Genomic DNA, 25,898 nt, shown 5'->3' on the forward strand with positions numbered 1-25,898 from the left:
CCGAAAAGAGGTCGATCGTGACCCCCACACAGACCGAGGTGCCGCAGCGGCGCGGCACGCCTCAGGACTCGGACGGCACTCCGGTCATCTCCGTGCGCAATCTGTGGAAGGTGTTCGGGCCGAAGGCCGAGGCGGTGCCGGGCTCCGAGGAGCTGTGCGGGCTCACCCGCCGCGAGCTGATGGACCGCACCGGGTGCACCGCCGCTGTGCGCGACGTGAGCTTCGAGGTGGCGCCGGGCGAGGTCTTCGTCGTCATGGGGCTGTCCGGCTCCGGCAAGTCCACGCTGGTGCGATGTCTGACCCGGCTGATCGAACCCACCGCGGGCGAGGTCGTGTTCGAGGGCGAGGACATCCGCGGCGCCGACACCGGGCGGCTGCGCGAGCTGCGCCGCCGCAAGTTCTCCATGGTCTTCCAGCACTTCGGGCTGCTGCCGCACCGCAGGGTCGTCGACAACGTCGCCTTCGGCCTGGAGATCCGCGGCACGAACAGGGCCGAACGCACCCGACGCGCCCTGGAGGTCGTGGAGTTGGTGGGCCTGGCCGGCTACGAGAACTCCTACCCCGACCAGCTCTCCGGCGGCATGCAGCAACGCGTCGGCCTGGCACGGGCGTTGGCCGGCGACCCCGACGTCCTCTTCTTCGACGAGCCGTTCTCCGCACTCGACCCGCTGATCCGGCGCGACATGCAGAACGAGGTCATCCGGCTGCACCACGAGGTCGGCAAGACCATGGTGTTCATCACCCACGACCTGTCCGAGGCGCTGAAGCTGGGCGACCGCATCCTCATCATGCGCGACGGCCGGACGGTCCAGTGCGGCACCGGCGACGAACTGGTGGGCGCCCCCGCCGACGACTACGTCCGCGAGTTCGTCAAGGACGTGCCGCGCGGCGACGTCCTCACCCTGCGCTGGATCATGCGCGCGCCGGCGGACTCCGACGCCCTGGACGGGCCGGAGCTGGGTCCCGACGTCGTCGTACGGGAGGCGACCCGGGCCGTGCTCGCCGCCGAGAAACCGGTCAAGGTCGTCGAGGGCGGGAAGCTGCTCGGCATCGTCGGCGACGAGGAGATCCTGTCCGTGGTCGCCGGGCAGGAAGGCGGTCTGACATGACCGTCGCCGTGGAGAAACCGGAACAGACGGAAGCCGCGCCCGCCGCCGCCCCCGCCAGGACCGCGCGCACGGTGAGCCGGCCCGTGGTCATCGGCGCGATCCTGGTCGTCTGGCTGGTGCTCTTCGCCGTGCTCAAGGGCAGGCAGACCCTCTCGCTGGCGGCGGCCGACCTGACCGGCCTGCACCGCTGGATCAACGACCTCAACGACTCCGTCGGCGCCAACCGCAACTCCAACCCGCTCTTCCTGTACTTCTTCAACGAGATCCGGCTGGTCATCGACAACCTGGTGACCTTCGTGCAGCACCTGATCTCCCAGCCGTCCGGCAGCCGCCCGGTCCCGCAGATCGGCTGGCTCGGCGTCGTGGGCCTGGCGGGCTACGTCTCCTGGGCCGTGGGCAACTGGCGGGTCGCGCTGCTGGCCGTGGCCGGCTTCACCTTCTTCGGGCTGCAGGGCCTGTGGCAGGAGAGCATGGACACCCTGGCGCTCACCCTCTCGGCGGTCCTGGTCGCGCTGCTGTTCGCGATCCCGCTCGGCGTGTGGGCGGGGCTGTCGGACCGGTTCAACCGGGTCGTCACGCCCTTCCTCGACTTCATGCAGACGATGCCCACCTTCGTCTACCTGGCGCCGCTGACCCTGATCTTCCTCATCGGCGGGGCCTCCGCGACCATCGCCACCGTCATCTACGCGGCCCCGCCGGCGATCCGCATCACCGCCCACGCCATCCGCTCGGTACCGCACACCACGGTCGAGGCGGCCGACTCCCTGGGCGCGACCCGGCGGCAGGCGCTGCTGAAGGTGCTGCTGCCGATGTCCAAGCGGACCGTGGTGATGGGCGTCAACCAGACCATCATGGCCGCGCTCGCCATGGTCACCATCGCGGCCCTGATCGACGCGCCCGGCCTCGGCAAGACCGTCGTCCAGGCACTGCAGTCCCTCGACGTCGGTACGGCCTTCAACGCCGGCCTCGCCATCGTCGTCATGGCGATCGTCCTGGACCGGGTGACGACCGCGGCCAGCGGACGCGAGGAGGAGGCCCGGCGCTCGAAGAACCGCTTGCTGAGGTGGCGCCGGCCGCTGCTGGGCGCCGGTGCGGTTCTCGGCGCCGTACTGGTCTATCTCTCGCACACCTACGTCTGGGCGGCCGACTTCCCCGGTGACGGCACCGCGGGCAGGCACATCGCCGACGCCGCGGACACCGCGACCACCTGGGCGCAGGACCACCTCTCGGGTCTGACCAACGCCCTGCGCGACGCGATCACCAACGGGCTGCTCAACCCCTTCCAGTCGCTGCTCACCGACTCCCCGTGGTGGCTCGTCGGCGCGGTCCTCGTCGGGCTGGCCGTGGTGCTGGGCGGCCGTCGTGCGGCGCTCACCACCGCCGTGTGCGTGGGCCTGCTGGTCGGCACCGGCGTCTGGTCGGACGCCATGACGACCACCGCGTCCACCCTGGTCGCCACCGTGCTGGTGATGGTCCTCGGCATCGTCGTCGGCGTGTGGATGGGCCGCAGCACCCTGGCGGACCGCGTCATCCGGCCGACCCTCGACGCGGCGCAGGTCATGCCGCCGTTCGTCTACCTCGTGCCGTTCCTCGCGCTGTTCGGCGCCACCCGCTTCACGGCGATCGTCGCCGCGGTCGTGTACGCGGCACCGGTCGCCGTGAAGATCGTCGCGGACGGGATCCGGGCCGTGCCCGAGACCACCGTGGAAGCGGCCACCTCCGCCGGGTGCAGCACCTGGCAGATCATCACCAAGGTCCAACTGCCGATGTCACGCGGTGCCCTGACGCTGGCGACCAACCAGGGGCTGATCTACGTGCTGTCGATGGTTGTGGTGGGCGGCCTGGTAGGCGCGGGCGCCCTCGGCTACGACGTCGTGGCCGGTTTCTCGCAAGGCGAGCTGTACGGCAAGGGGCTGGCGGCGGGAGTGGCCATCGTACTGCTCGGAGTCATGTTCGACCGGATCACTCAGGCAGCGGCGCGACGCGCGAGCGCTTAAGGAGCAGGACACCATGGCAAGACACTGGCGAGCCGGCGCGGCCGGCCTGGCCGTCCTCGGCCTCACCCTCACCGCGTGCGGCGGGGCGAAGGTCGGCGACACCTCCTCGGGCTCCGACGCGGGCAGCTCCGGCAAGTGCGGCACCTTCAACCTCGCGGTCAACCCCTGGGTGGGCTACGAGGCGGACGCCGCCGTCGTCGCGTACGTCGCCCAGCACGACCTCGGCTGCACAGTCGACAAGAAGGACCTCAAGGAGGAGATCGCCTGGCAGGGCTTCGGCACCGGCGAGATCGACGCCATCCTGGAGAACTGGGGCCACGACGATCTGAAGAAGAAGTACATCACCGAGCAGAAGACCGCCGTGGAGGCCGGCCAGACCGGCAACAAGGGGATCATCGGCTGGTACGTGCCGCCGTGGCTGGCCAAGGCCCACCCCGACATCCTCGACTGGAAGAACCTCAACACGTACGCCGCCCGCTTCAAGACCTCCGAGTCCGGCGGCAAGGGCCAGCTCCTGGACGGCGACCCGTCCTACGTCACCAACGACGCGGCCCTGGTGAAGAACCTGAAGCTGGACTTCAAGGTGGTGTACGCGGGCAGCGAGACCGCGCTCATCCAGTCCTTCCGGGACGCCGAGAAGAACAGGAAGTGGGTCATCGGCTACTTCTACGAGCCCCAGTGGTTCCTGTCGGAGGTGCCGCTGAAGAAGGTCTCCCTGCCGGCCTACAAGACGGGCTGTGACGCCGTCGCCTCGAAGATCGCCTGTGATTACCCCGTGTACAACCTCGACAAGATCGTCAGTGCGAAGTTCGCCAAGTCCGGCAGCCCCGCCTACACCCTGGTGAAGAACTTCAACTGGACCAACGACGACCAGAACGAGGTCGCCAAGTACATCGCCCAGGACAAGATGACGGCCGACGCGGCGGCCCGGAAGTGGGTCGACGCCCACAGGGACAAGGTCGACGCCTGGCTCAAGTAGCCGACCGTGCCTGCCCGGCGGGCGGTGCGCGCAACTGCGTGCCGCCCGCCGGGCATTGCCGTGTCCGGCCCGTGTTCCAGGCCGTTGTCCGACGTCACGGACCCCTTGACACCCCGTCCCGGCGACGGGCACGCTGAGTTGCGCAGCCTGAATCGTGTTGCGTAGCAAGCAACTTGCCGGTGTGATGTGCGGAGGTGCGGCGATGGCGGGACCCCGAGTGGTGATCATCGGAGCGGGCGTCGTGGGAGCGGCCCTCGCGGACGAGATCTCCGCGCGCGGCTGGACCGAGGTGACCGTGGTCGACCAGGGCCCGCTGCCCGCCACCGGAGGCTCCTCCTCCCACGCCCCGGGTCTGGTGTTCCAGACCAACTCCTCCAAGACCATGACCGAGCTGGCGCGCTACACCGTCGAGAAGTTCCGCTCCCTCGACGTCGACGGCCGGCCCTGCTTCCTCCAGGTCGGCGGCCTCGAAGTGGCCACCATCCCCGAGCGGCTGGCCGAACTGCACCGCCGTCACGGCTGGGTCACCGCCTGGGGCGTCGAGGCCCGGCTGCTCACCCCCGACGAGTGCGTGCGGCACCACCCGCTGCTGGACCGCGACCGGATCCTCGGCGGTCTGCTGGTGCCGACCGACGGCCTCGCCAAGGCGGTCCTCGCCGTCGAGGCCCAGATCCGGCGGGCCACCGCGCGCGGAGTGACCTTCCGCGCCCGCCACGAGGTCCTGGACATCCTCCGCTCCGACGGCGAGGTCACCGGCGTCCGCACCGACCAGGGCGACCTGCCGGCCGACATCGTCGTGTGCTGCGCCGGCATCTGGGGCCCGAAGATCGCCCGCATGGCCGGCATGAACCTCCCGCTCACCCCGCTCGCCCACCAGCTCGCCTGGACCGGCCCCGTACCGGCCCTCGCCGGCCAGACCGAGGAGGCCGTCCGCCCGATCCTGCGCCACCAGGACGCCGACCTCTACTACCGCGACCGCTTCGACACCCTCGGCATCGGCTACTACGGCCACCGCCCCATGCCGGTCTCGGCGGACGACATCCTCTCCGTGGACGCGGCCGAGCGGATGCCCTCGGTCCTGGAGTTCACCGAGGACGACTTCGCCCCCGCCTGGACCGAGACGCAGTCCCTGCTCCCGGCGACGCGCGAGGCCAAGGTCGAGGAGGGCATCAACGGCCTGTTCTCCTTCACCACCGACAACTTCCCGCTGCTCGGCGAGTCCCCGGACCTCAAGGGCTTCTGGGTCGCCGAGGCCGTCTGGGTCACGCACTCGGCGGGCGTGGGCCGGGCGATGGCCGAGTGGCTGGTCGACGGCTACTGCTCCTCCTTCGACCTGCACGAGTGCGACGTCAACCGCTTCGAGCCGCACCAGCTGAGCCCCGAGTACGTCCTGGCCCGCGACTGCCGGAACTTCGTCGAGGTCTACGACATCCTCCACCCGCTGGAGCCGAGCGGTGAGCCCCGCCCGATCCGCAAGAGCCCCTTCTTCTCCCGCCAGCAGGAGCACGGCGCCTTCTTCCTGGAGGCGAACGGATGGGAGCGCCCGCAGTGGTACGAGGCCAACGCCCGCCTGCTTCAGGGCCGTTCGATCCCGGAGCCGAACGACTGGGCGGCGCGCTACTGGTCGCCCATCGTCGGCGCCGAGGCCCAGGTCACCCGCGAGACGGTCGCCCTGTACGACATGACGGCCCTCAAACGCCTGGAGGTCACCGGCCCCGGCGCCGCCGACTTCCTGGAACGCCTGGTCACCGGCAAGGTCGCCAAGTCGGTCGGTTCGGTGACGTACACCCTGCTGCTGGACCACGACGGCGGCATCCGCAGCGACATCACCGTCGCCCGCCTCGGCCGCGACCACTTCCAGGTCGGCGCCAACGGCAACCTCGACCTCGACTGGTTCACCCGCCACCTGCCCGCCGACGGCACCGCGCAGGTCCGCGACATCACACCGGGCACCTGCTGCGTCGGACTGTGGGGCCCGCTGGCCCGCCAGGTGCTCCAGCCGCTCACCGACGCGGACTTCTCCAGCGACGGCCTGAAGTACTTCCGCGCCCGGCGCGCCCACGTCGGCTCCGTCCCGGTCACGGCCCTGCGCCTGTCCTACGTCGGCGAGCTGGGCTGGGAGCTGTACACCACCGCCGACCTCGGCGAGAAGCTCTGGGACACGCTGTGGGCGGCGGCCCGGCCGCTCGGCGGGATCGTCGCCGGCCGCGGCGCCTTCAACAGCCTGCGCCTGGAGAAGGGCTACCGCTCCTTCGGCACCGACATGACCTACGAGCACGACCCCTACGAGGCGGGCGTCGGCTTCGCCGTCAGGCTCGACAAGGGCGACTTCATCGGCAAGGAGGCCCTGGAACGCCGTAAGACGGACGTACGGCGCAAGCTCACCTGCCTGACCATCGACGACCCGCGGTCGGTCGTCCTGGGCAAGGAACCGGTGTACGACGGCGAGCGCGCCGTCGGCTACGTCACCAGCGCGGCCTACGGCTACACCATCGGCAAGGGCATCGCGTACGCCTGGCTGCCGACGGAGCTCACCACTCCCGGCACCACCGTCCACATCGGCTACTTCGACCGGCGCATCGAGGCCGCCGTCGCCGAGGAACCGCTGTTCGACCCGGCGATGTCCCGCCTGCGCGGCTAGCGGGACGGCTCCCGGAAGGGGCTGATTACGGGGGAGCGGGGGCGGGAACCCGGGTCCGGCGCACCTGAACGCCAGGGGGTGCACGAGGGAGGTTCCATGACCACGGACGCGGTGCGGTACGACGACCAGGGGGACACGCCGCTCGCCGGCTACGCCACGCTCGCCGGGGCCTTCGCGGCGGGTGTCACGGGGTTCGCCGCGGTGGCCCGCAAACGCGGTGTCCGGCCGCCCCGGCGGGTGCCGCCGTGGGACGTCGCCCTGCTGGGAGCAGCGACCTACAAGGCGTCCAGGCTGCTGTCCAACGACGAGATCACCAGCTTCGTACGGGCGCCCTTCACCCGCCGTGAGGGCGAGGGGGAGGGCCCCGAGGTCGTCGACGCGCCCCGGGGCAACGGCCTGCGCCGGGCCGTCGGCGACCTGGTGTCCTGCCCGTTCTGCACCTCGATGTGGGCGGCCGGCGCCCTGGTCTGCGCGTACACCGCGGTCCCCCGGGTCACCCGGCTGGTCTGCGCGGGCCTCGGCGCGGTCACCATGGCGGACTGGCTCCAGTACGCCTGGACGTGGACGCAGCAGAACGCCGAGGAGTGAGCGGACGGCCGGCCGGATGACGCCGGCCGGGCCGGCGGAATGCGGCAGGTGCCGTTAGAGCGGGAGACACGGGGTACCGGCGCCGGCCCGTTACGGTTCTCACCCCCCAGGAGGCCCTCATGGGCTTCAACCCCCTGGAACACCGAGGCATCCCGCTCGACCGCCAGGTCCGCAACTGGCGCGAGCTCGACGTCGAACCCGTCGACCCCGACCGCGGCGACCCGTACACCAAGTGCCGGATCATCACCATGAACGGCATCGAGGTCGAGGCGATCCTCTTCAACCACCAGTTGGCGCGCCACTGCCCGGACATGGACGTCAAGCGGCAGCTGGCGGAGGTCCGTTACACCGAGGCGCAGCAGCAGAAGGCCGTCAACTGGCTGCTGCCCGGCCTCGCCTCCGTGCTGGAGACGACCATCGCCTACGAGCAGGTCGCGGTCGACCTCACCGGCTGGATCGCCCGCCACGAGCCCGACCCGTACCTCAGGCAGGCCTACGAGTTCGGCGTCCTGGAGGACTTCGACCACCTCTTCCGGTACGCCAACCTCTACGAGATGATCGAGCACCGCAAGGCCGACGCGATCGTGGAGAACCTCACCGAGGTCATGCCGGGCCGCCCGACCAAGTTCCACCACCGCCACCCGGCCGACAACGTCCGCGAGCCGTACGACCGGACGACCGTGAACCCGCTGTCCAAGCTGCACGCGCTGACCGTCATGTCGGCCGAGCAGCAGACCATGAACTTCTACATGAACGTCGGCCCGCAGTACATGGAGCCGATCGCCCGCCAGCTCTACCAGGAGGTCGGGCTGATCGAGGAGGAGCACGTCACGCACTACGAGTCGCTGGTCGACCCGGGCGAGACGTGGTGGGAGCAGCTCGTCAACCACGAGTACAACGAGTGCTACCTCTACCACTCCTTCATGGAGCAGGAGTCCGACCCCAAGGTGAAGGCGGTCTGGGACCTGCACCTCAACATGGAGCTCGAACACCTCCACGTCGCCTGCGATCTGATGCGCCGTCACGACGGCCGTGACCCGCAGGAGATCCTCGCGCCCGAGCTGCCCAACGTGCTCACCTTCGAGCCCAACAAGGCCTTCCTGCGCGAACTCCTCGACACCCAGATGGACCTGACCACGCTGGGCGCCGGCTACGTGCGGGACGCGCACGAGCGGTTCGAGCGGATGCAGGAGCAGATCCACGGCGGCGAGGAGCCGCCCAGCGAGCGGGTCATGGCCCAGCACCGGGAGCTGTTCGGCCGCGAGTACCGCCACCAGACCGAGGGGGAGCACCCCGACATCGCCTCACGGGAGAAGGACTGACATGGCCGGTATCGCCGCCGACGTCGTCGCCCTGCTGACGCGCCAGCACGGCGACATCCGCAACCTGTTCGACGAGGTCGAGAAGGCCACCGGGGACGAGCGCCGGGCCGCGTTCCGGGAGCTGGTCCGGCTGCTCGCCGTGCACGAGACCGCCGAGGAGGAGGTCGTCCACCCCTTCACCCGGACCTCGGTGCCGGACGGCGCGGCCGTGGTCGAGGCCCGGCTCGCCGAGGAACGCGAGGCGAAGGAGGCCCTGGACCGGCTCGACGGGATGGACACCGACGACCCGAAGTTCCTGCCCGAACTCGACGCGCTGCGCAAGGACGTGATGGCCCACCCGCGCTCCGAGGAGCGGTACGAGTTCAACCACATCCGCCGGCACGCGGACAAGGCCCGGCTGGCGTCCATGGCCACGGCCCTGCGGGCCGCCGAGGCCGTGGCGCCCACCCGCCCGCACCCCGGCACCGAGTCCGCGGCGAAGAACCTCGCGCTGGGCCCGATCGCCGCGGTGATCGACCGCACCCGCGACGCCGTGCGCAAGGCGATGGGCGGGAACGGCTGAGGGATGCCGGGCGGCCACCGGGCCGGCCGCTGTGTCGACCCGGTGGCGCTGGGCACTCGTGCGTCGGTGGCGGCTCCGCCCGGGGCCGCCGTGTCCAGGCAGGAGGTGGAGGACATGGGTCATGGTGGGAACGTCATCGACGAACTGATGACCGATCACCGCGAGGTCGAGGAGATCTTCGGCCGCATCGAGGCGCTGCCTTCCGGTGACAAGGACCGCAAGAACTACGCCGACCAGGCCACGATGGAGCTCATCCGGCACTCCGTCGCCGAGGAGGCCTACCTCTACCCGGCCGTGCGCGAGCACATCGCCGGCGGCGACGCCCTGGCCGACAAGGAGCTCGAGGACCACGCCCGGGCCGAGCAGATGATGAAGGACCTGGAGAGCTGCGAGGCGGGCGACGCGGAGTTCGACCGGCTCATCGGCATGCTGATGAGCGAGATCCGCGAGCACATCGCCGACGAGGAGCAGAACCTCTTCCCCCGGCTGCGCGCCGCGTGCCCGCCGGAAGCGCTCGACCAGCTCGGCGACAAGGTCCGCCAGGCCAAGAAGACGGCCCCGACGCGCCCCCACCCGTCCGCTCCGGACAAGCCGCCGGCCAACAAGCTCCTGGCGCCCGGCGCCGGGATGGTCGACCGGCTGCGCGACGCGCTGACCGGGCGCGGCAAGACGGAACGCTGAGCCGTGGGGACGGGGCCCGGGTGGTGGCAGCGCCGCCGGCCGGGCCCTGCCGTCCGCCGCGCACTCACGCGATCAGGGCCTGGCCCGGTCCGAGGAGGTCCGTCAGCAGCTCCTGGTGGAGGCCGGCCACGGGAGCGAGCAGATCGGGGTGGCGCAGCAGCGCCGCCGCCCGGCGGTCCTGCTCGTCCGGCGCGACCAGACGCCGGAACTCCATCGGCACACCGGCCGTGTGGTCGACGGCGGCCACTTCGGCCACGGCCGAGGCGGCGAGTCGGGCGTCGGTCAGCAGGCAGGCCGCCCAGCTCGCCACGACCTCGTCCACCCAGCTGCGCCAGGCCGTGTCCTCCGCGTCCGGCGCCGCCGCGTCGCCGTCCGCCCCGCTGATCCAGTCCAGCCGGGCCGAGCCGCCCGGACCGGCCATGCCGACCAGCGCCGCGTCCATCAGCGTCGGGTAGCGCAGCCAGGCCGCGACGGTGACCGCCTGCCGGGCCTGCACCTCGCACAGCGCGGAGGCCATCGCGCCGCCGGACGCGGGATAGGCACACGTGAGCCAGTGCGTGGTCGCGGCGATGATGGGCGAGAGGTCTGCGTGCACCGAGAGCCGTCCGAGCTGCGTTCCGGGAATCGGGAAACTCCCGCACCATGAGGCCGTGCGCGGGCATGTCCTGCGCTGGGAGACCCCGAAACGGGAGATTCCTGAAACGGTAGCCCGCCGCCCCCGCGGTGAACACGCCCGTAGCTCACCCTGCCGACGTGGTTTCGGACACACGCGCAGGGACGGCTACGGCGTGGTGCGCACCCCCGTGGCGGGGGAGAGCAGCGCCGAGGCGGCCTCCGTGTGCAGCGCGTCCACCGCCTCCACCTGCCGTTCCGCCCGCTGCGCCAGCTCCTGAAGCCGGTCGGCGTCGAGGCGCGGATCACCAGCCGAGGCCGCCCGCAGGGAACGCCACAGCAGCGCCTTGCCGGTCACGCCCACCCGCATGGCCTCCAGCTCGACCAGCAGCGCGAGAGGGGAACGGCGCAGCAGCCGGCCGTTGGGCTTGAGCCGCCCGACCTTCTCGCCCAGCCACGCCCCGTACCGCATGGAGCGCCGGGCGGGCACCTCCAGGTCCGCCATCAGCCGCAGCAGCGCGCGCCGGTCCTGCGCGATCTGCGTCGACAGGCTGCGCAGCCGCTCGCCGTAGGCGGAGTCGCCGTGTTCCTGGACCATGCGGTGCGCGAGCTCGGCGCCGGCCGTGGCGCCGGCCAGGTGGTCGTTGAGGTAGACACCGAGCATCTTCTGCCGGGCGGGGCCCGAGCTCGGTGTGGGAGCGCTCATCGTTGTCCTCCAGGTCTGCGCGAGCCCGTCCTGATCCACCCGGGCCGGTCCGGCCCGGGTACCCCGGCGGGGCGTCCTCACCCCGGCGCCACCGTCGTCGTCACCCGTGTGGCAGCGGGCACCCGTGGCACCGACCCGAAGCCGAAGCGCACGGGAGGCTCGACGAGCGCCGGCCCGCCGAGGTCCTCGCCCTCGAAGGCGCCCGACGCGGACAGGATCGGCAGCAGGTCCTGGGCGCCGTACCACTCCCGGCGACCCCCGCCGGCCGTGCCGCGGGTCCGGACGCCGGTCAGCAGCAGCCGCGCGGGCCGGTCGGTCATCGCGGCCCAGGCCGTGCTGCGGGCGAGCGGGGCGGGCACGGCGTGCAGCAGGGCGCCGAGCAGGGTGCGCCGCCCGGTGGTGAAGCCCAGCCGCAGCGGGCCCGCCGCGACGGTCCAGGTGTGCCCGGCGACGGCGACGTCGACCGGGACGACGCGCACCGCGTCGAAGACGTACGTGTCGCCGACGAACTCCGCCGTCCGGCGGGTCGGGGCCAGCAACAGCCGCTGTCCGTCGGCCCGTTCCAGCATCACGTCACTGAACGGGCCGAACGGCGACCGCAGCCAGTGGCCCAGGACGACACGGGTGCCGGAGGCGGTGCCCAGGCCGGCGATCCAGCCGTCGAAACGCAGCCGCCGACGCCGTACGCCCCCGCCGGCGGCCCGGGTCACGGGCGGTCCGCAGCCGGGAGGCAGGGCCGGGACGCCCCCAGGCGCACGTGCCGGACCCCGTGCGAGAAGTGCACGACCGGCTCACCGGTGGGGGACGGCAGGCCCGCCGCGCCGGTCAGCGTCTCCTCCAGCACCTCCGCGGACGCCTCCGCCAGCGGCCACGGTTCGTGTTCCACCGGCGTCTCCCAGAGCATCCCCAGCCGGTGCGTGTACGCCCGCCACCGCGAGGTCAGCCACACGTCCCGCTCGGTCGGCCGGACGGGCTCCCCGAGGCGGACGACGAGACGGTAGGAGACGTCCGCGCCCCAGCGCGAACCGGAGTACGCGACCGTGTCTCCGCGCACGTCGACGCTCAGCGTCCCCGGGTGGTACGGCACCCCGACGGCACGCGCCGCCACCATCACGGGGCAGGCGACCTCCAGCGACAGGAACCACAGTCCGTCCCGGCCGTCGCGGCGGCGGACGTAGGTGCGCAGGTTGGTCTCCGGGAAGGACGGCAGCCCGGGCACCGAGGCGGGCACGCCCGGCGGGCGCACGTCCGTCATCACGAACGGGGTCAGCCCCACCCAGGCGGCCCCCGCGTACTCGTCCACGACCAGCCCCCGCGGCAACAGGGCCTGCACCGCCTCCGGCGCGAAGGGCCAGTGGACGAACGTCTGCGTCCGCCAGCCGGCCCGCAGCACCGGGACCCGCACCCTCTGCTCCGCTCCATAGGCCACCACACCGCCCGAGTCCCCCGGCGGGGACACGGCAGTCGTCACCGAACCGCACCAGTCCGCCGTCGAGCACAACAGGGCGTCCACGCGTCCCTGGACGCCCTGTGCACCGATCTCGCCCGCACCAACGCCAGCTCGACGCGGCCGCCTCCTCGCTGGGCCCCGCCGTGGTCGCCGCCGGCACGTTTGTCGCCGCCGACACGGTCAACACGGTCTGTGGACCGACCTGGGAGGAACGATGGACCACTCGAGGGTGCCCGTACTGGAGGCGCTGCAGGAGTTCCGGCGCCGAGGCGACGTGGTGTTCGGCCCACCGGGACACAAGCAGGGCCGCGGTGTCGATCCGCGGGTGGCCGAGATCGTCGGGCTCGACGTGTTCCGCTCGGACGTGCTCTCCCTCAACGGCCTGGACGACCGCCGCCAGTCGCAGGGCGTGCTCAGCCAGGCCCAGGAGCTGATGGCCGACGCGGTCGGCGCCGACCAGGCGTTCTTCTCCACCTGCGGCAGCTCCCTGTCGGTCAAGACGGCCATGCTGGCCGTGGCCGGCCCCGGCGAGAAGCTGCTGCTGTCCCGCAACGCGCACAAGTCCGTGATCTCGGCCGTCGTCGTCAACGGCGTCGAGCCGATCTGGGTCCACCCCAAGTTCGACCGCGAGCGGCACATCGCCCACCCGCCCGAGCCCGACGACGTACGCCGCCGCCTCCAGGAGCATCCGGACGCCAAGGGCATGCTGCTGATCACGCCCACTGACTGGGGGACCTGCGCCGACGTCCGGGGCGTGGCCCGGGTGTGCCACGAGTTCGACGTGCCGCTGATCGTCGACGAGGCCTGGGGCGCCCATCTGCCCTTCCACCCCGACCTGCCCGCCTGGGGCATGGACGCCGAGGCGGACCTGGTGGTCACCAGCGTGCACAAGATGGGCGGGGCGATCGAGCAGAGCTCCGTCTTCCACCTCCAGTACGACCGGGTCTCGCCCGAGGCCCTCAAGCAGCGGGAGGACCTGCTCGGCACCACCAGCGCCTCCTCCCTGGTGTACGCGACCCTGGACGGCTGGCGGCGGCAGATGGTCGAGCACGGCCACGACCTGCTGGACGCCGCCCTGCACCGCGCGGAACGGATCCGGCTGGCGGTGGGGGAGATGCCGGGCCTGCGGCCCATGGGCAAGGAGATCGTGGAGGAGGGGCTCGCCGCCGACTTCGACCCCCTGAAGATCGTCATCGACGTCCGCGAACTCGGCATCAGCGGCATGCAGGCCGCCGAGTGGCTGCGCGCCCACCGGCACGTCGACGTCGGCGGCTCCGACACCTGCCGCATCAGCGCGTCCATCACCCACGCCGACGACGACGAGACCGAGAAGGTGCTGCTGGACGCCCTGCGCGCACTCGTCGACGGCGCCGAGAGCATCGAACGCCGGCCCGCGGTATGGCTGCCCGAGCCCTCGGCGCTGGAGCTGGAGCAGGCCATGCTGCCGCGCGAGGCCTTCTTCGCCGAGGTCGACCACGTGCCCGCGGAGCAGGCCGCGGGCCGCATCGCCGCCGAGATGATCAGCCCGTACCCGCCCGGCGTACCGGCGATCGCCCCCGGCGAGGTCATCACCGACGAGGTCCTCGACTACCTGCGCAGCGGCGTCGAACACGGCGTCCTGATCCCCGACGCCGCCGACCCTTCCGTCAAGACGCTGCGCGTGGTGGCCCGGCGGTAGTCACTCCCCGGGCGCGGCCGCGGCGGGTGTGCGCAGGGCCAGCAGGGCGACGTCGTCGTTGTTCTCGGCGGGGCGGGTCCGGTCCAGCAGCCGGTCGGTGAAGGCGGCCAGCGGACGGTGGGCGAGGGCGGCGGCATGCCGGCGCAGCCGCTCCAGACCGACGTCGAGGCTCTGGCCGGGCGCCTCGATGAGACCGTCCGTGTACAGCACCAGGGTGGCGCCGGGCGGCAGGGTCAGCGTGGCGTCCGGGCGCGGCCGGTCGGCTCCGGTGCCCAGCAGCAGACCGTGCCCCTCGGTGAGGTAGCGCGCCAGCCCGTCGCGGGTGATCAGCAGCGGCGGCGGATGGCCGGCGTTGGTCCACAGCAGCCGCCAGTGGCCGTTCTCCGCCGCCTCGATACGGGCGAAGACCATGGTGGCCATGGTGACGTCGGTGATGTGCTGCATCGCCTCGTCGAGCCGCTGGACGATCCGGCTCGGCGGCTCCTGCTGCCCCCAGGCATAGGCGCGCAGCATGTTGCGCACCTGCGCCATGCCCGCCGCCGCCTCCAGGTCGTGGCCCACGACGTCCCCGATGGCCAGGGCGGTCGACCCGTCCGACAGCCGGAAGGCGTCGTACCAGTCGCCGCCGACCTGCGAGGCGTGCGGCGCCGGCAGATAGCGCGCGGTCATCTGCAGATCCGCCACGCCCGGCATCTGGGGCAGCAGATGGTTCTGCATGGTCTCGGCGACCTTGCGCTGGCGCTGGTAGAGACGGGCGTTGTCCAGCGCGAGGCCGGCGCGGCGCGCGATGTCCTCGATCAGCGGCAGGTCGGAGACGACGAACTCCACCGGGTTCTCGGACCGGCCCGCCGTCAGGGCGCCCAGGACCTCGCGGGTGCTGCGGATGGGGGCGATGGCCGCCGAGTGCATCCCGGTGGCCGCGAACAGCCGGCGCTGCTCCACGGCGATCCCGGAATCCGGCGTCCCCGCGTAGGTCTGCGGTCCGGCCAGCGTGGAGGAGACCCCGCGCAGCGCCCTGGACAGCGGCATCTGCGACTCCTGCGGCACCGGCGGCATCGGACCCTGGAGATCCTCGCGGTACACCAGCTCCCGGCCCTCGGCGTGCACCACGAGGGCGCGCCACACCTCGTCGCGCTCGGTGATCAGGTCGACCACCGCCCAGTCCGCCAGCCGCGGCACCACCAGGCCCACCAGCCGGCGCAGCGCCTCGTCCACGTCGAGGGTGGAGGTCAGCTGGGTCGTGGTCTCGGCCAGCAGCGCCAGCCGCTCCAGCTCCGACAGGGACTCGCCCGCCGCCGCGGCCTGCGGACCGGCTTCCCCGGCCTGCGCGGGGGCGTGGAAGACGACCAGCGTGCCATGGCCGTCACCGGCGGCCGCGTACGGCGTGACCAGCCAGGAGATCCGCAGCAGCGAGCCGTCGGCGCGGGCGAAGTAGTCCTCGTCGGCCTGCGCAGTGCGGCCCGCGTGGAACGCCTGCCGCATGGTGCACTGCGTCCGCGGTATCGGCCGGCCGTGCACTCCGCGGTGCAGCAGGTCGTGCGCGTCCTGGCCGACGAGCTCCGCGGCGGAGCGGCCCAGCAACTGCTCGGCCCGGGCGTTGACGGCGACGATGCAGCCCACCTCGTCCACGACGTAGGCGCCGGCCCCGAGGGCGTCCAGCGCGCCGGTGAGGCCGGCGCGGTCCACCGGCGCGGGCCGCTGCCGCTCGGCCCCCGTGTGCTCCGGTCCCGCCATGGTCGCGCCTCCTCGCCGATCGGGCCGCCGCCGCTGTCCGGTCGTGGCATGTACGCCGCACGGCTGCCGTCCGCGGGCGTCTTCTCGTATGCCCCGGTGCGCCCGAAACCCCACACGTCAGGTGCGTCACGCCACCCGGATGCCCACGATGCAGGTGTCGTCGTCCGTGTCGGACCTGCTGTGGGTGAGCAGCCGGTCCAGTTGCTGGTCCAGCGTGGGCGGCACCCCGCGCGCGACCGTCAGCAACTGGGCCAGGGACTCCTCCACCGACCGGTCACGGCGCTCGATCAGGCCGTCGGTGTACATCAGCAGCGTGTCGTCGACGGCGAGCTGCACCTCGTGCTCCTGGTACGTGGCCTCCGGTACGGCGCCCAGCAGCAGCCCCTTGACCAGCGGCAGCGGCGCCGCCTCGGTGCCGCGCACCAGGACGGGCGGCAGATGCCCCGCCCGGGCCCAGCGCAGGGTGTGGCGGTCGGGGTCGTACAGGCCGCAGACCGCCGTGGCGGTGACGGCGCCGGTCAGATGGTGCGCCACCATGTTGAGCCAGGACAGCAGCTGCCCGGGCCCCGCACCGGTCACGGCCAGCCCGCGCAGCGCGTTGCGCAGGACGACCATGCTGGTGGCCGCCTCTATGCCGTGCCCGGCGACGTCCCCCACGCACAGCAGGACCAGCCGGGAGGGCAGCACGACCGCGTCGTACCAGTCGCCGCCGACCAGGTGCTGGGTCTCCGCGGGCCGGTAGCGCACGGCCACCCGCAGCCCCGGGATCTCCAGCGGCGCCTGCGCCGGGGGCATGATCGCGTGCTGGAGCTGGAGGGTGAGCCGGTTGCGTTCACTGGCCTGCTGCTCGGTGTGGGCGAGCTGGTCACGGGTGGCGGCGAGGGCCACCTCGGTCCAGTGCTGGGCGGAGATGTCCTGGTAGGCGCCGCGTACGACATGGGGCTGGCCGTCGGAGTCGAGCACCGGCTCGGCCACCACGCGGATGTGCCGGGTGACCCCGTCGGGGCGTTGCAGGCGGAACGCGATGGAGGCGGGCCGGCGGTGGTGCAGCAGCGACCGCAGGAACCGGCCGATGGCCACGGCGTCGTCGGGATGGGCGTGCGCCGCCAGGTCCTCCAGCGGCACGGGCGCGCTGGAGGCGGGCTTGCCGTACAGGTGGTAGAGCTGGCCGTTCCAGGTGATCTCGCCGGTGAGGAGGTTCTCCTCGAAGCCGCCGATACGGCCCAGCCGCTGGGCGTGCTGGAGCAGGTTCGCCAGGCGGGCCGTCTCGTCCTCGATCCGCCAGATGAGCAGGATGCTGCCGCCGTGCCGGCTGATGGCGATGTCGGCCACCGCGGCCAGCGGGACGTCGTCCACCAGCGCGGTCAGCCGCATGCGCTGCGCGCGGTAGGGCTCGCCCGTGGCCCAGACCCGCTCTATCCGCTCGAACAGCTCGCTCTGGCCCGCGGCCATGGGGTACGTCTCCAGCAGCAGGGCACCGCTGATGACGCCCCGCGGCCGTCCCGCCGGGTCCAGGAAGCGGCTGTTGGCGTGCTGGATGCGGAAGTCGGCGAGCTCCCCGTCCGGACCCAGGTGCGGGACGAGTACCAGCGCGGGGTCGTGCAGCCCGTCGGCCAGGTCCATCAGCTCCGCCACGTCCGGCAGCACCCGCGGTCCCGACTCCCCGTCGGGGTGGCGCAGGGCGTAGGTCTCCAGGGTGTGCGCGCACAGCTCGGCCAGAGCCTCGATCTGCCGGGCGATCTGCGGGGAAGGGGTGTCCATCGGCGTGGGCCACACGATCTCCAGCACGCCGTGGATCCGCCCACCGGTCCCGGCCGGTACGGCGACCCGGCCGCCGTCGGGGTACTGGTGCTGGCCGACGGAGGGCAGACCGGTCTCGGACAGGCTGCGGATCCACTGGCCGGCCCGCTCGGCGAGACCCCGGCGCGCCACCGTCGTCACCCCCGGCGGCACATGCCGCCAGCGCCCCGCCTCGGCGGCGGAGAACCCGGCGCTGCCCGCCAGGGCGAGGGAACCGTCGGCGCCCAGCGCCCAGATGGCCACCGCCTCCGCGCCCAGCGGAGCCAGGGCGTGTTCCAGCAGGGAGTCCGCGACGGCCTGCGTGTCGTCGGCGGCCAGCGCACCGCTCTCGGCGGCCCGCAGCCGTACGGCGGACGAAGCGCTCGCCGGCGGGCCGGCGCTCTCGGCCGCGGTGGCCGCGAGGAAGGCGCTGGTCACCTCCGAGAGCCGGTCGCGTGAGGCCTGGTTGATGACCTCGACGGCGAACTCCAGCGGTGTCACGCCCGCCTGCTCGGCGAGTTCGCCGAGCTGCCGGGCCGCCTGCGCCGGACCGCACCCCAGCCGCTCGACCAGGATGCCCTTGGCCAGCTCGATCAGCGCGCGCCCGTCCGCCTCGGCCTGCGCGGCCAGCACCTCACGGCGCAGCCGTTCCACGGTCGCGGCGAGCCTGCCGACGGGGGACCTGTCGGCGACGGCCCCCGGCGGCTCGTCGCCCAGCGGCACGGGCTTCTCGCCCACGGGCCCGCCCGTGGTGCCGGGCGGATGGCGGAGATCACTCACGGTCTGTTCCTCGGCTGGGACGTCCGGGGACGTCACGCGGTCGGCCGGCCGGCGGGGCGGCGGATACGGTGCGCCGCTCACGCGGGCAGCCAGCGTCGTACGCGTGCCATGAGGTCGTCCGTGTCGACGGGCTTGGTGATGTAGTCGTTGGCGCCCGAGGCCAGGCTCTTCTCCTGGTCGCCGGGCATGGCCTTGGCGGTGACGGCGATGATGGGCAGCTCCGCGTACTCCGGCATCGAGCGGATCTCCGCGGTGGCGGCGTAGCCGTCCATCTCCGGCATCATCACGTCCATCAGGACCAGCGAGATGTCCGGGTGGGCGAGCAGGATCTCGATGCCCTTGCGGCCGTTGTCCGCGTGCAGGACCTGGAAGCCGTGCAGTTCCAGCACCCCGCTGAGGGCGAACAGGTTGCGCGCGTCGTCGTCGACCACGAGGACCTTGCGGCCGAGGAAGGCGTCCTCCACCACGTGCGCGGCGGCGTGCCGCGGCTCCTCGGCGCGCACCAGCGACAGCACGTCACCCGGCTGCTCCGCGGACAGGTGCAGGGTGATGCGCTCGCGCAGCTCGTCCAGGCTGGAGAGGAAGTCCAGCGGCCGGTCGCCCGCCAGGGCCCGCAGCGCCTGCTCCTGGGACAGGTCCACCCGGTGACCGGTGTGCACGAGCACGGGCACGCTGGCCAGCGCCGAGTCGCCGCCCATCGCCTGCAGGAAGTCCGCGCTCTCGTCCCCGGGGACGCCGAGTTCGAGGACCACGCAGTGGCACGGGGCGTCGGCCAGGGTGCTCGCCGCCTCCTGCGCGCCGACGGCCGTGATGATGTCGATCGGGCCGTGCGGGTCGTCGGAGTCCTGCGCGATGTCGGCCACCGCGCGCTCGGCGACGAGGGTGAGCAGCCCGCGCGGGCGTTCCTCGATGACCAGCAGCCGCCGTCTGCGCTGCTCGGACGCCCCCGCCGGACCGGTGAGCGCGCGCGGCGCCGGCGTCGCCTCCAGGGCCACGGCGGTGTCGGGCTGCTCGGCCGGCCTGCCGCCGCTGTCCAGCAGCTCCTCGAAGTCGGCGCGGGCGGCGGGCAGGTACAGCGTGAACGTACTGCCCTGGCCGGGCGTGCTGTCGACCGTGACGGACCCGCCGAGCAGATGGGCGATCTCCCGGGTGATGGACAGCCCCAGACCGGTGCCGCCGTACTTGCGGCTGGTCGTCCCGTCGGCCTGCTGGAACGCCCCGAAGATCGTCTCCAGTTGCTGCTGGGGGATGCCGATGCCGGTGTCCTTGACCCGGAACGCCACCACCGGGCCGCCGCGGTGCACGCCCGGCGGCACCTCGCGGTCCGCCGCCGGTTCGATGCGCAGCTCCACGCCGCCCTGCTCGGTGAACTTCACCGCGTTCGACAGCAGGTTGCGCAGGATCTGCCGCAGCCGGGAGTCGTCGGTGAGCAGGTCGGCGGGGGTGCCGGGCGCGGTGGCGACGGTGAAGTCCAGGCTCTTCTGCGTGGTCATCGGGCGGAACGTCGCCTCGACGTACTCCAGCAGCTTGCGCAGCGGGACCCGTTCCGGCGAGACGTCCATCTTGCCGGCCTCGACCTTCGACAGGTCGAGGATGTCGTTGATCAGCTGCAGCAGGTCGGAGCCCGCCGAGTGGATGATGCCCGCGTACTCGACCTGCTTCGGGGTGAGGTTGCGCGAGGGGTTCTGCGCCAGCAACTGGGCCAGGATCAGCAGGCTGTTGAGCGGGGTGCGCAGTTCGTGGCTCATGTTGGCCAGGAACTCCGACTTGTACTTGGACGCCAGCGCCAACTGCTGCGCCCGGGTCTCCAGTTCCTGCCGGGCCTGCTCGATCTGCAGGTTCTTGGCCTCGATGTCGCGGTTCTGCGAGGCCAGCAGGGACGCCTTCTCCTCCAGTTCGGCGTTGGAGCGCTGCAGTTCGTCCTGCTGGACCTGCAACTCCTCCGACCTGGCCTGCAGTTCGGCGGTCAGCCGCTGGGACTCGCCCAGCAGCTCGTCGGTGCGCACGTTGGCCACGATGGTGTTGAGGTTGACGCCGATGGTCGGCATCAGCTGCGCGAGGAAGTCCTGGTGGATCTGGGTGAAGCAGGTCACGGAGGCCAGCTCGATGACGCCGAGGACCTGCTCCTCCACCACGATGGGCAGCACGACCAGGGCTCTGGGCACCGCCTGCCCGAGACCGGAGGAGATGGTGACGTAGCCCTCGGGCAGTTCCTCGACCGTGATGGCGCGGCGGTTGCGCGCGGCCTGGCCGACCAGGGAGCGGCCGACGGGGATGCGGGAGGGCCGGTCGGCGTCGTCCGGATAGCCGTACGAGCCCACCAGCCGCAGCTCGTGCCCGCGCTCGGTGTCCTCCGCCAGGTAGAAGGCGCCGTACTGGGCCGAGACCAGCGGGGTGAGCTCGTCCATGATCAGCTCGGCGACCACGGGCAGGTCGCGGTGGCCCTGCATCAGGCTGGAGATGCGGGTCAGGTTGGTCTTGAGCCAGTCCTGCTCCTGGTTGGCCCGCGTGGTCTCGCGCAGGGACTCCACCATCGAGTTGATGTTGTCCTTCAGGTCGGCGACCTCGCCGGAGGCCTCCACGGTGATCGAGCGGGTCAGGTCGCCCTCGGCGACGGCGCTGGTGACCTCGGCGATGGCGCGGACCTGCCGGGTGAGGTTTCCGGCCAGCTCGTTGACGTTCTCCGTCAGCCGCTTCCAGGTGCCCTCGACGCCCTCCACCTCGGCCTGCCCGCCGAGACGTCCCTCGCTGCCGACCTCGCGGGCGACGCGGGTGACCTCGGCGGCGAACGACGAGAGCTGGTCGACCATCGTGTTGATGGTGGTCTTCAGCTCCAGGATCTCGCCGCGCGCGTCGACGTCGATCTTCTTCGACAGGTCGCCGTTGGCCACCGCGGTCGTCACCAGGGCGATGTTGCGCACCTGCCCGGTGAGGTTGTTCGCCATGGAGTTGACGTTGTCGGTCAGGTCCTTCCAGGTGCCGGCCACGTTCGGCACGTGCGCCTGTCCGCCCAGGCGGCCCTCGGTGCCGACCTCGCGGGCCACCCGGGTGACCTCGTCGGCGAACGCGGACAGGGTGTCGACCATCGTGTTGATGACGTCCGCCAGGGCCGCGACCTCGCCCTTGGCCTCGACCGTGATCTTCTGGGAGAGGTCGCCGCGGGCGACGGCGGTGGCGACCTGGGCGATGGAGCGGACCTGCCCGGTCAGGTTCGACGCCATCACGTTGACGTTGTCCGTCAGGTCCTTCCAGGTCCCCGACACACCCCGCACGATGGCCTGCCCGCCGAGGTTGCCCTCGGTGCCCACCTCGCGGGCCACCCGGGTGACCTCGTCGGCGAAGGCGGAGAGCTGGTCGACCATCGTGTTGATGGTGTTCTTCAGTTCGAGGATCTCGCCGCGGGCGTCGACGGTGATCTTCTGGGAGAGGTCGCCCTGCGCCACCGCGGTGGCCACCTGGGCGACGTTGCGGACCTGCGCGGTGAGGTTGCCCGCCATGAAGTTCACGGAGTCCGTGAGGTCACGCCAGGTGCCCTTGACGCCCTTGACGTCGGCCTGCCCGCCGAGGCGTCCCTCGGTGCCCACTTCCCGGGCGACGCGGGTGACCTCGTCACCGAAGGCGGAGAGCTGGTCGACCATCGTGTTGATGGTGTTCTTCAGTTCGAGGATCTCGCCACGGGCGTCGACGGTGATCTTCTGCGAGAGGTCGCCCTGCGCCACCGCGGTCGTCACCTGGGCGATGTTGCGGACCTGGGAGGTGAGGTTGCCCGCCATGAAGTTGACGGAATCGGTCAGGTCGCGCCAGACACCGCCGACCCCGGGCACCTGCGCCTGACCGCCCAGGCGGCCCTCGCTGCCGACCTCGCGCGCGACGCGGGTGACCTCGTCGGCGAAGGCGGAGAGCTGGTCGACCATCGTGTTGACGGTCTCCTTCAGCTGGAGGATCTCGCCGCGCGCGGGCACGTCGATCTTCTGCGAGAGGTCGCCCCTGGCCACCGCCGTCGCCACCTGGGCGATGTCGCGGACCTGCGTGGTCAGATTGCCGGCCATGGCGTTGACCGAGTCGGTCAGGTCGGCCCAGGTGCCGGAGACGCCCGGCACCTTCGCCTGTCCGCCCAGCGTGCCCTCGGTGCCGACCTCCCGGGCCACCCGCGTCACCTCCGAGGTGAACACGGACAACTGGTCGACCATGCCGTTGAAGACCGTGGCGATGTCGCCGAGCAGACCCTGTCCGTCGGCCGGCAGCCGGGTGCCGAAGTCACCGTCCCGGACGGCGGTCAGACCGGCCAGCAGCTGCCGTAGCTCCTGCTCTCCCGGGGCCTGCCCCTGGACGTCTGTCGTCTTGCCGCTCATGCGCGTCCTCGTTCCGCTCCCCAAGAGTCCTCGTGCCGAGGACTCGGAACCGAGCCGGGCCGTGAGGCCCGCTCACCAGCGGCAATTCCGCAGTCGACGAAGCTGCCCGATGAGAAATCCGTCGAAGATTAACGCAGGTGCCGAGCGGCGGCCAAAGCCTGTGGAAAACGTTGTGGCCTGCGGAAAACGGGGCCGAAAGAGGGTGGCATGAAGGGCGAGGGGCGGGGTACTCGGACGAATTTTCGCAGCGGCATCCGCAGGGGCACAGGAGGAACACGGGAGGAGCAAGCCGGTCTTCCGGGCGCCACGCCCACCGGCACCCCTGCCCGCAAAACGCGCCGCGATGCCCGTGTCGCCGGTCCGGTTGCCCGTGGTACAGGAGTAGTGCGGTGAATCCGGGGTAAGCGCGCGCCCATGAACGGGGTACTGGAGATGGTCGGCAGGGAGTCAGTCCCGCCCGAGGAGTGTTCCCGGATGCCGGATGCCGCACCTGCCGAGGTGAGTGTCGCCCTTGACGGGGCGGTCGGGTGTATCGCTCGCGCGAGGAACGAGGCCGTGGCCTTCCTCACGCGCGTCCAGTCGGTGCACGGGCTGCCGGTGTCGGCGCGCACCGTGGACCTGGCGCAGCTGGTGGTCAGCGAGCTGGTCACCAACGCGCTGAAGTACGCGCCCGGGCCCGCGCTGCTGGAACTGCGCGTCGTCGGCGACCTGGTGGAGATCGTGGTGTGGGACACCGATCCGGTGCTGCCGCTGGCCCGCGCGGCCGATGCCGGGCGGGTGGGGCAGCACGGTCTGGAGATCGTGCTGGCGGTGGTGCAGGGCTTCGAGGCCCGGCGTGAACCCGTCGGCAAGCGCATCACCGCCCGGCTCCCGCTGTTCGACGACCCACCCTCGAACCTCGGCACCTGAGCCGAGACCACACGGCGCGGCTCTCCGGGCGGCGAGGGTAAGCGGCGCGACTCACTGGCCTGGGTGGGTGTACGCGGCGCGACTCACTGGCCTGGTGCGGGGTACGCGGCGCGCGACTCACGGGCCCGGTGGAGGGCACGCCGTGTGACTCACTGGTCTGGTGGGGTGGTGCGCGGCGTGAGTCACTGATCCGGTGGGGTGGTGCGCGGCGTGAGTCACTGATCCGGTGGGGTGGTGCGCGGCGTGAGTCACTGATCCGGTGGGGTGGTGCGCGGTGCGACTCACTGACCCGGCGGGGTGGTACGTCGCGTGACTCACTGCCCCGGCAGGGGGTGCGCGGTGCGGCTCACGGAGCGGCGGTGGGGAGCATGGTGCGGACGAGGAGTTCGCGGCCCTCGCGGACCGTGGCGGCGACCTCCTCCGGCGGGACCGCGGGGGCGTGCCACTCGCCGGCCGCGTCGTCCGAGGCCGTGACCAGCGCGCCGAGGGCGTGACCGAGGCGGTCGCGGGCGGCGATCAGTTCCGCGCCCCGGGCACCGCGGTGGAGGGCGGCGCGGGTGTCGGTGATCGCCTCCACCGCGGCGTCCCTGGCGTGCACGACACGCCGGACGCTGCGCCGGTCGGTGACGAGGAACGCGGCGGCGACACCGAGGACGGCGCCCACCAGGGTGTCGGCTGCGCGGGCGCCGATCAGGTCGGTGGTGGCCTGCGGGCCGGGAAAGTTGGTCAGGAGCAGGGCCATGGGGGCGACGAACAGGTTGCCGACGGCGTAGTTGCGGCTGACGAACGTCTCGATGCCGAAGCCGGCCAGCAGGGTCAGCACGACCAGCGAGACCTCGCCGAGGTGGGCGAGGGGCGCGACGGCGGCGTACAGCAGGACACCGCCGCAGGTGCCCGCGGTACGCAGCAGGGCACGCTGCCATACGACGGTGGTGTTGCCGCGGTAGAGGGCGCAGGCGGTGACGATCGCCCAGTAGGGACGGTCGATGCCGAGGGCGTAGGCCGCGAAACCGGCGACCAGACAGCCGGTCAGGCACAGCAGCGCCGCTCCCCACAGCGGGGAGTCGGGGCGCAGGGCGGCCAGGAAGGGGTGCCGGGGCCGTTGCGCCCGCCGTACCTCCAGCTCGCGGACCAGGTCGTCGACCTCGGCCGGGGCGGAGGGCGGGCGTCCGCTGAAGGTGTCCTCGGCGGTGAGCAGGCGCTGGACCAGGGCGAGCACGACGGGACTGCGCGGACCGGCGTCGACGAGGGCGTCCCAGGCCGTGTTGAGCGCGGGCACGGCCCGGTGCCCCTCGTGCCCGGCGGTCGCGCGCTCGGCGTCGGCCACCGCCGCCCGCTCCGGCCCGTGCGGACTCCACAGCGCGGGCGCCAGACAGACCAGCGCGGCGAAGGCCGCGGCGGCGAGGTACAGCAGGACGTCGCGGGGCAGCTGCGACAGGGGCCCTCCCTGCGGGCCGAAGAGGATGCCGAGGGTGAGGAAGGAGAGCACCGCCTGGGCCGGCGGCCCGGTGCGCCCTGCGTCGCACAGCAGCTTCTGCACGGTGACGGTGAGCGCGCCCGTCACCACCAGTACGGCCGTGGCGGGCGCCGCCGACGCCAGAGCGACCGAGACGACCAGCGCCACCGCCTGCCCGGCCGTCAGCCCGAGATGGAGCCGCGCCCGGGCGACGTAGGGCCGGTTGTGCCCGAAGAGGGCCTGCATCGAACCCGCCATCGTGTAAAGGGCGAGATCGAGACGGTCCACGGCGACCAGCAGGAACAGCGGGACGGCCGCGGAGACCACCACGGAGAACGCGAACTTGTACCAGATCGGCGAGCCCTTGCCCCAGCCGAAGGCGGTCCGCGGCCGCAGGTCCAGCCGCCGGCGCCTGGTGCCGACGTCCTCCGCCACGGTCCCGCCGGTTGGATTCGCCGCTTCTCCCGGAGCTGTCACGTGAAACGGAATGCCCCGTGTGCCCCGGCCATGCACATCACGCGCGTGTGATCGATACCGACATGATGCGAAATCGACTGTTCATC

Annotated in this window: 18 protein-coding genes; 10 read left to right on the top strand and 8 right to left on the bottom strand. The window is 72.2% G+C overall.

Features of this window, described 5'->3' with window-relative positions; translation table 11 throughout:
- Window positions 1-17: 17 nt before the first annotated feature.
- From ACYF6T_RS03465 to ACYF6T_RS03500, 8 genes are all read left to right on the top strand, one after another.
- A complete protein-coding gene (locus ACYF6T_RS03465; RefSeq protein ID WP_461693275.1) occupies window positions 18-1,109 on the top strand; it encodes a quaternary amine ABC transporter ATP-binding protein in 1,092 nt (363 codons plus the stop codon).
- Window positions 1,106-3,106, top strand: a complete 2,001-nt coding sequence (locus tag ACYF6T_RS03470) for an ABC transporter permease (protein WP_461693276.1) — start codon at window positions 1,106-1,108, stop codon at window positions 3,104-3,106. Before ACYF6T_RS03465 ends, ACYF6T_RS03470 begins: the two co-directional genes overlap by 4 nt.
- 13 nt (window positions 3,107-3,119) lie before the next feature.
- A complete protein-coding gene (locus tag ACYF6T_RS03475; protein ID WP_461693278.1) occupies window positions 3,120-4,085 on the top strand; it encodes an ABC transporter substrate-binding protein in 966 nt (321 codons plus the stop codon).
- A 202-nt stretch (window positions 4,086-4,287) separates the two neighbouring features.
- Complete coding sequence (locus ACYF6T_RS03480) at window positions 4,288-6,726, top strand: GcvT family protein (RefSeq protein WP_461693280.1); 2,439 nt, start codon at window positions 4,288-4,290, stop codon at window positions 6,724-6,726.
- Between the two features lie 96 nt (window positions 6,727-6,822).
- The gene (locus tag ACYF6T_RS03485; RefSeq protein WP_461693281.1) at window positions 6,823-7,314 is read left to right on the top strand and encodes a DUF1360 domain-containing protein; all 492 of its coding nucleotides are present in this window, start codon (window positions 6,823-6,825) and stop codon (window positions 7,312-7,314) included.
- A 119-nt stretch (window positions 7,315-7,433) separates the two neighbouring features.
- The gene (locus ACYF6T_RS03490; RefSeq protein ID WP_461693282.1) at window positions 7,434-8,636 is read left to right on the top strand and encodes a hypothetical protein; all 1,203 of its coding nucleotides are present in this window, start codon (window positions 7,434-7,436) and stop codon (window positions 8,634-8,636) included.
- Window position 8,637: 1 nt separating this feature from the next.
- Entirely contained in the window at window positions 8,638-9,198 is a 561-nt protein-coding gene (locus tag ACYF6T_RS03495; RefSeq protein WP_461693284.1) for a hemerythrin domain-containing protein, read from the top strand.
- Between the two features lie 114 nt (window positions 9,199-9,312).
- Window positions 9,313-9,879, top strand: coding sequence for a hemerythrin domain-containing protein (locus ACYF6T_RS03500; RefSeq protein WP_461693285.1), 567 nt, complete (start codon window positions 9,313-9,315; stop codon window positions 9,877-9,879).
- Between the two features lie 64 nt (window positions 9,880-9,943).
- Here ACYF6T_RS03500 and ACYF6T_RS03505 read toward each other — a convergent pair whose 3' ends face one another.
- From ACYF6T_RS03505 to ACYF6T_RS03520, 4 genes are all read right to left on the bottom strand, one after another.
- A complete protein-coding gene (locus ACYF6T_RS03505) occupies window positions 9,944-10,474 on the bottom strand; it encodes a hypothetical protein (RefSeq protein WP_461693287.1) in 531 nt (176 codons plus the stop codon).
- A gap of 186 nt (window positions 10,475-10,660) precedes the next feature.
- Window positions 10,661-11,197 carry a hypothetical protein gene (locus tag ACYF6T_RS03510; RefSeq protein WP_461693288.1) on the bottom strand — a complete coding sequence of 179 codons (537 nt, stop codon included), beginning with the start codon at window positions 11,195-11,197 and terminating at the stop codon, window positions 10,661-10,663.
- Between the two features lie 77 nt (window positions 11,198-11,274).
- Window positions 11,275-11,907 (bottom strand): hypothetical protein, encoded by a 633-nt coding sequence (locus ACYF6T_RS03515; RefSeq protein ID WP_461693289.1) that lies wholly within the window; start codon window positions 11,905-11,907, stop codon window positions 11,275-11,277.
- Complete coding sequence (locus ACYF6T_RS03520; protein ID WP_461693706.1) at window positions 11,904-12,629, bottom strand: YqjF family protein; 726 nt, start codon at window positions 12,627-12,629, stop codon at window positions 11,904-11,906. The genes ACYF6T_RS03515 and ACYF6T_RS03520 overlap by 4 nt, the downstream gene beginning before the upstream one ends.
- Before the next feature lie 232 nt (window positions 12,630-12,861).
- On the opposite strand from ACYF6T_RS03520, the gene ACYF6T_RS03525 reads away from it, so the two are divergent.
- A complete protein-coding gene (locus tag ACYF6T_RS03525) occupies window positions 12,862-14,325 on the top strand; it encodes an aminotransferase class I/II-fold pyridoxal phosphate-dependent enzyme (protein WP_461693291.1) in 1,464 nt (487 codons plus the stop codon).
- On the opposite strand, the gene ACYF6T_RS03530 is transcribed toward ACYF6T_RS03525, so the two are convergent.
- The 3 genes from ACYF6T_RS03530 to ACYF6T_RS03540 all read right to left on the bottom strand — a co-directional run bounded on the left by ACYF6T_RS03530 (window position 14,326) and on the right by ACYF6T_RS03540 (window position 22,970).
- Entirely contained in the window at window positions 14,326-16,059 is a 1,734-nt protein-coding gene (locus tag ACYF6T_RS03530; RefSeq protein WP_461693292.1) for a PP2C family protein-serine/threonine phosphatase, read from the bottom strand.
- A 126-nt stretch (window positions 16,060-16,185) separates the two neighbouring features.
- Window positions 16,186-18,576: a SpoIIE family protein phosphatase gene (locus tag ACYF6T_RS03535; protein WP_461693707.1), complete on the bottom strand. Its 2,391-nt coding sequence runs from the start codon at window positions 18,574-18,576 to the stop codon at window positions 16,186-16,188.
- A 119-nt stretch (window positions 18,577-18,695) separates the two neighbouring features.
- Window positions 18,696-22,970: a HAMP domain-containing protein gene (locus tag ACYF6T_RS03540; protein ID WP_461693293.1), complete on the bottom strand. Its 4,275-nt coding sequence runs from the start codon at window positions 22,968-22,970 to the stop codon at window positions 18,696-18,698.
- A 414-nt stretch (window positions 22,971-23,384) separates the two neighbouring features.
- Between ACYF6T_RS03540 and ACYF6T_RS03545 the strand changes: the two genes are divergently transcribed.
- Complete coding sequence (locus tag ACYF6T_RS03545; protein WP_461693294.1) at window positions 23,385-23,879, top strand: ATP-binding protein; 495 nt, start codon at window positions 23,385-23,387, stop codon at window positions 23,877-23,879.
- 346 nt (window positions 23,880-24,225) lie between these two features.
- Here the strand turns inward: ACYF6T_RS03545 and ACYF6T_RS03550 are convergent, their stop codons facing one another.
- Entirely contained in the window at window positions 24,226-25,770 is a 1,545-nt protein-coding gene (locus ACYF6T_RS03550; protein WP_461693296.1) for an FUSC family protein, read from the bottom strand.
- Between the last annotated feature and the right edge of the window lie 128 nt (window positions 25,771-25,898).

Source organism: Streptomyces sp. 7R007 (genome assembly GCF_054850255.1).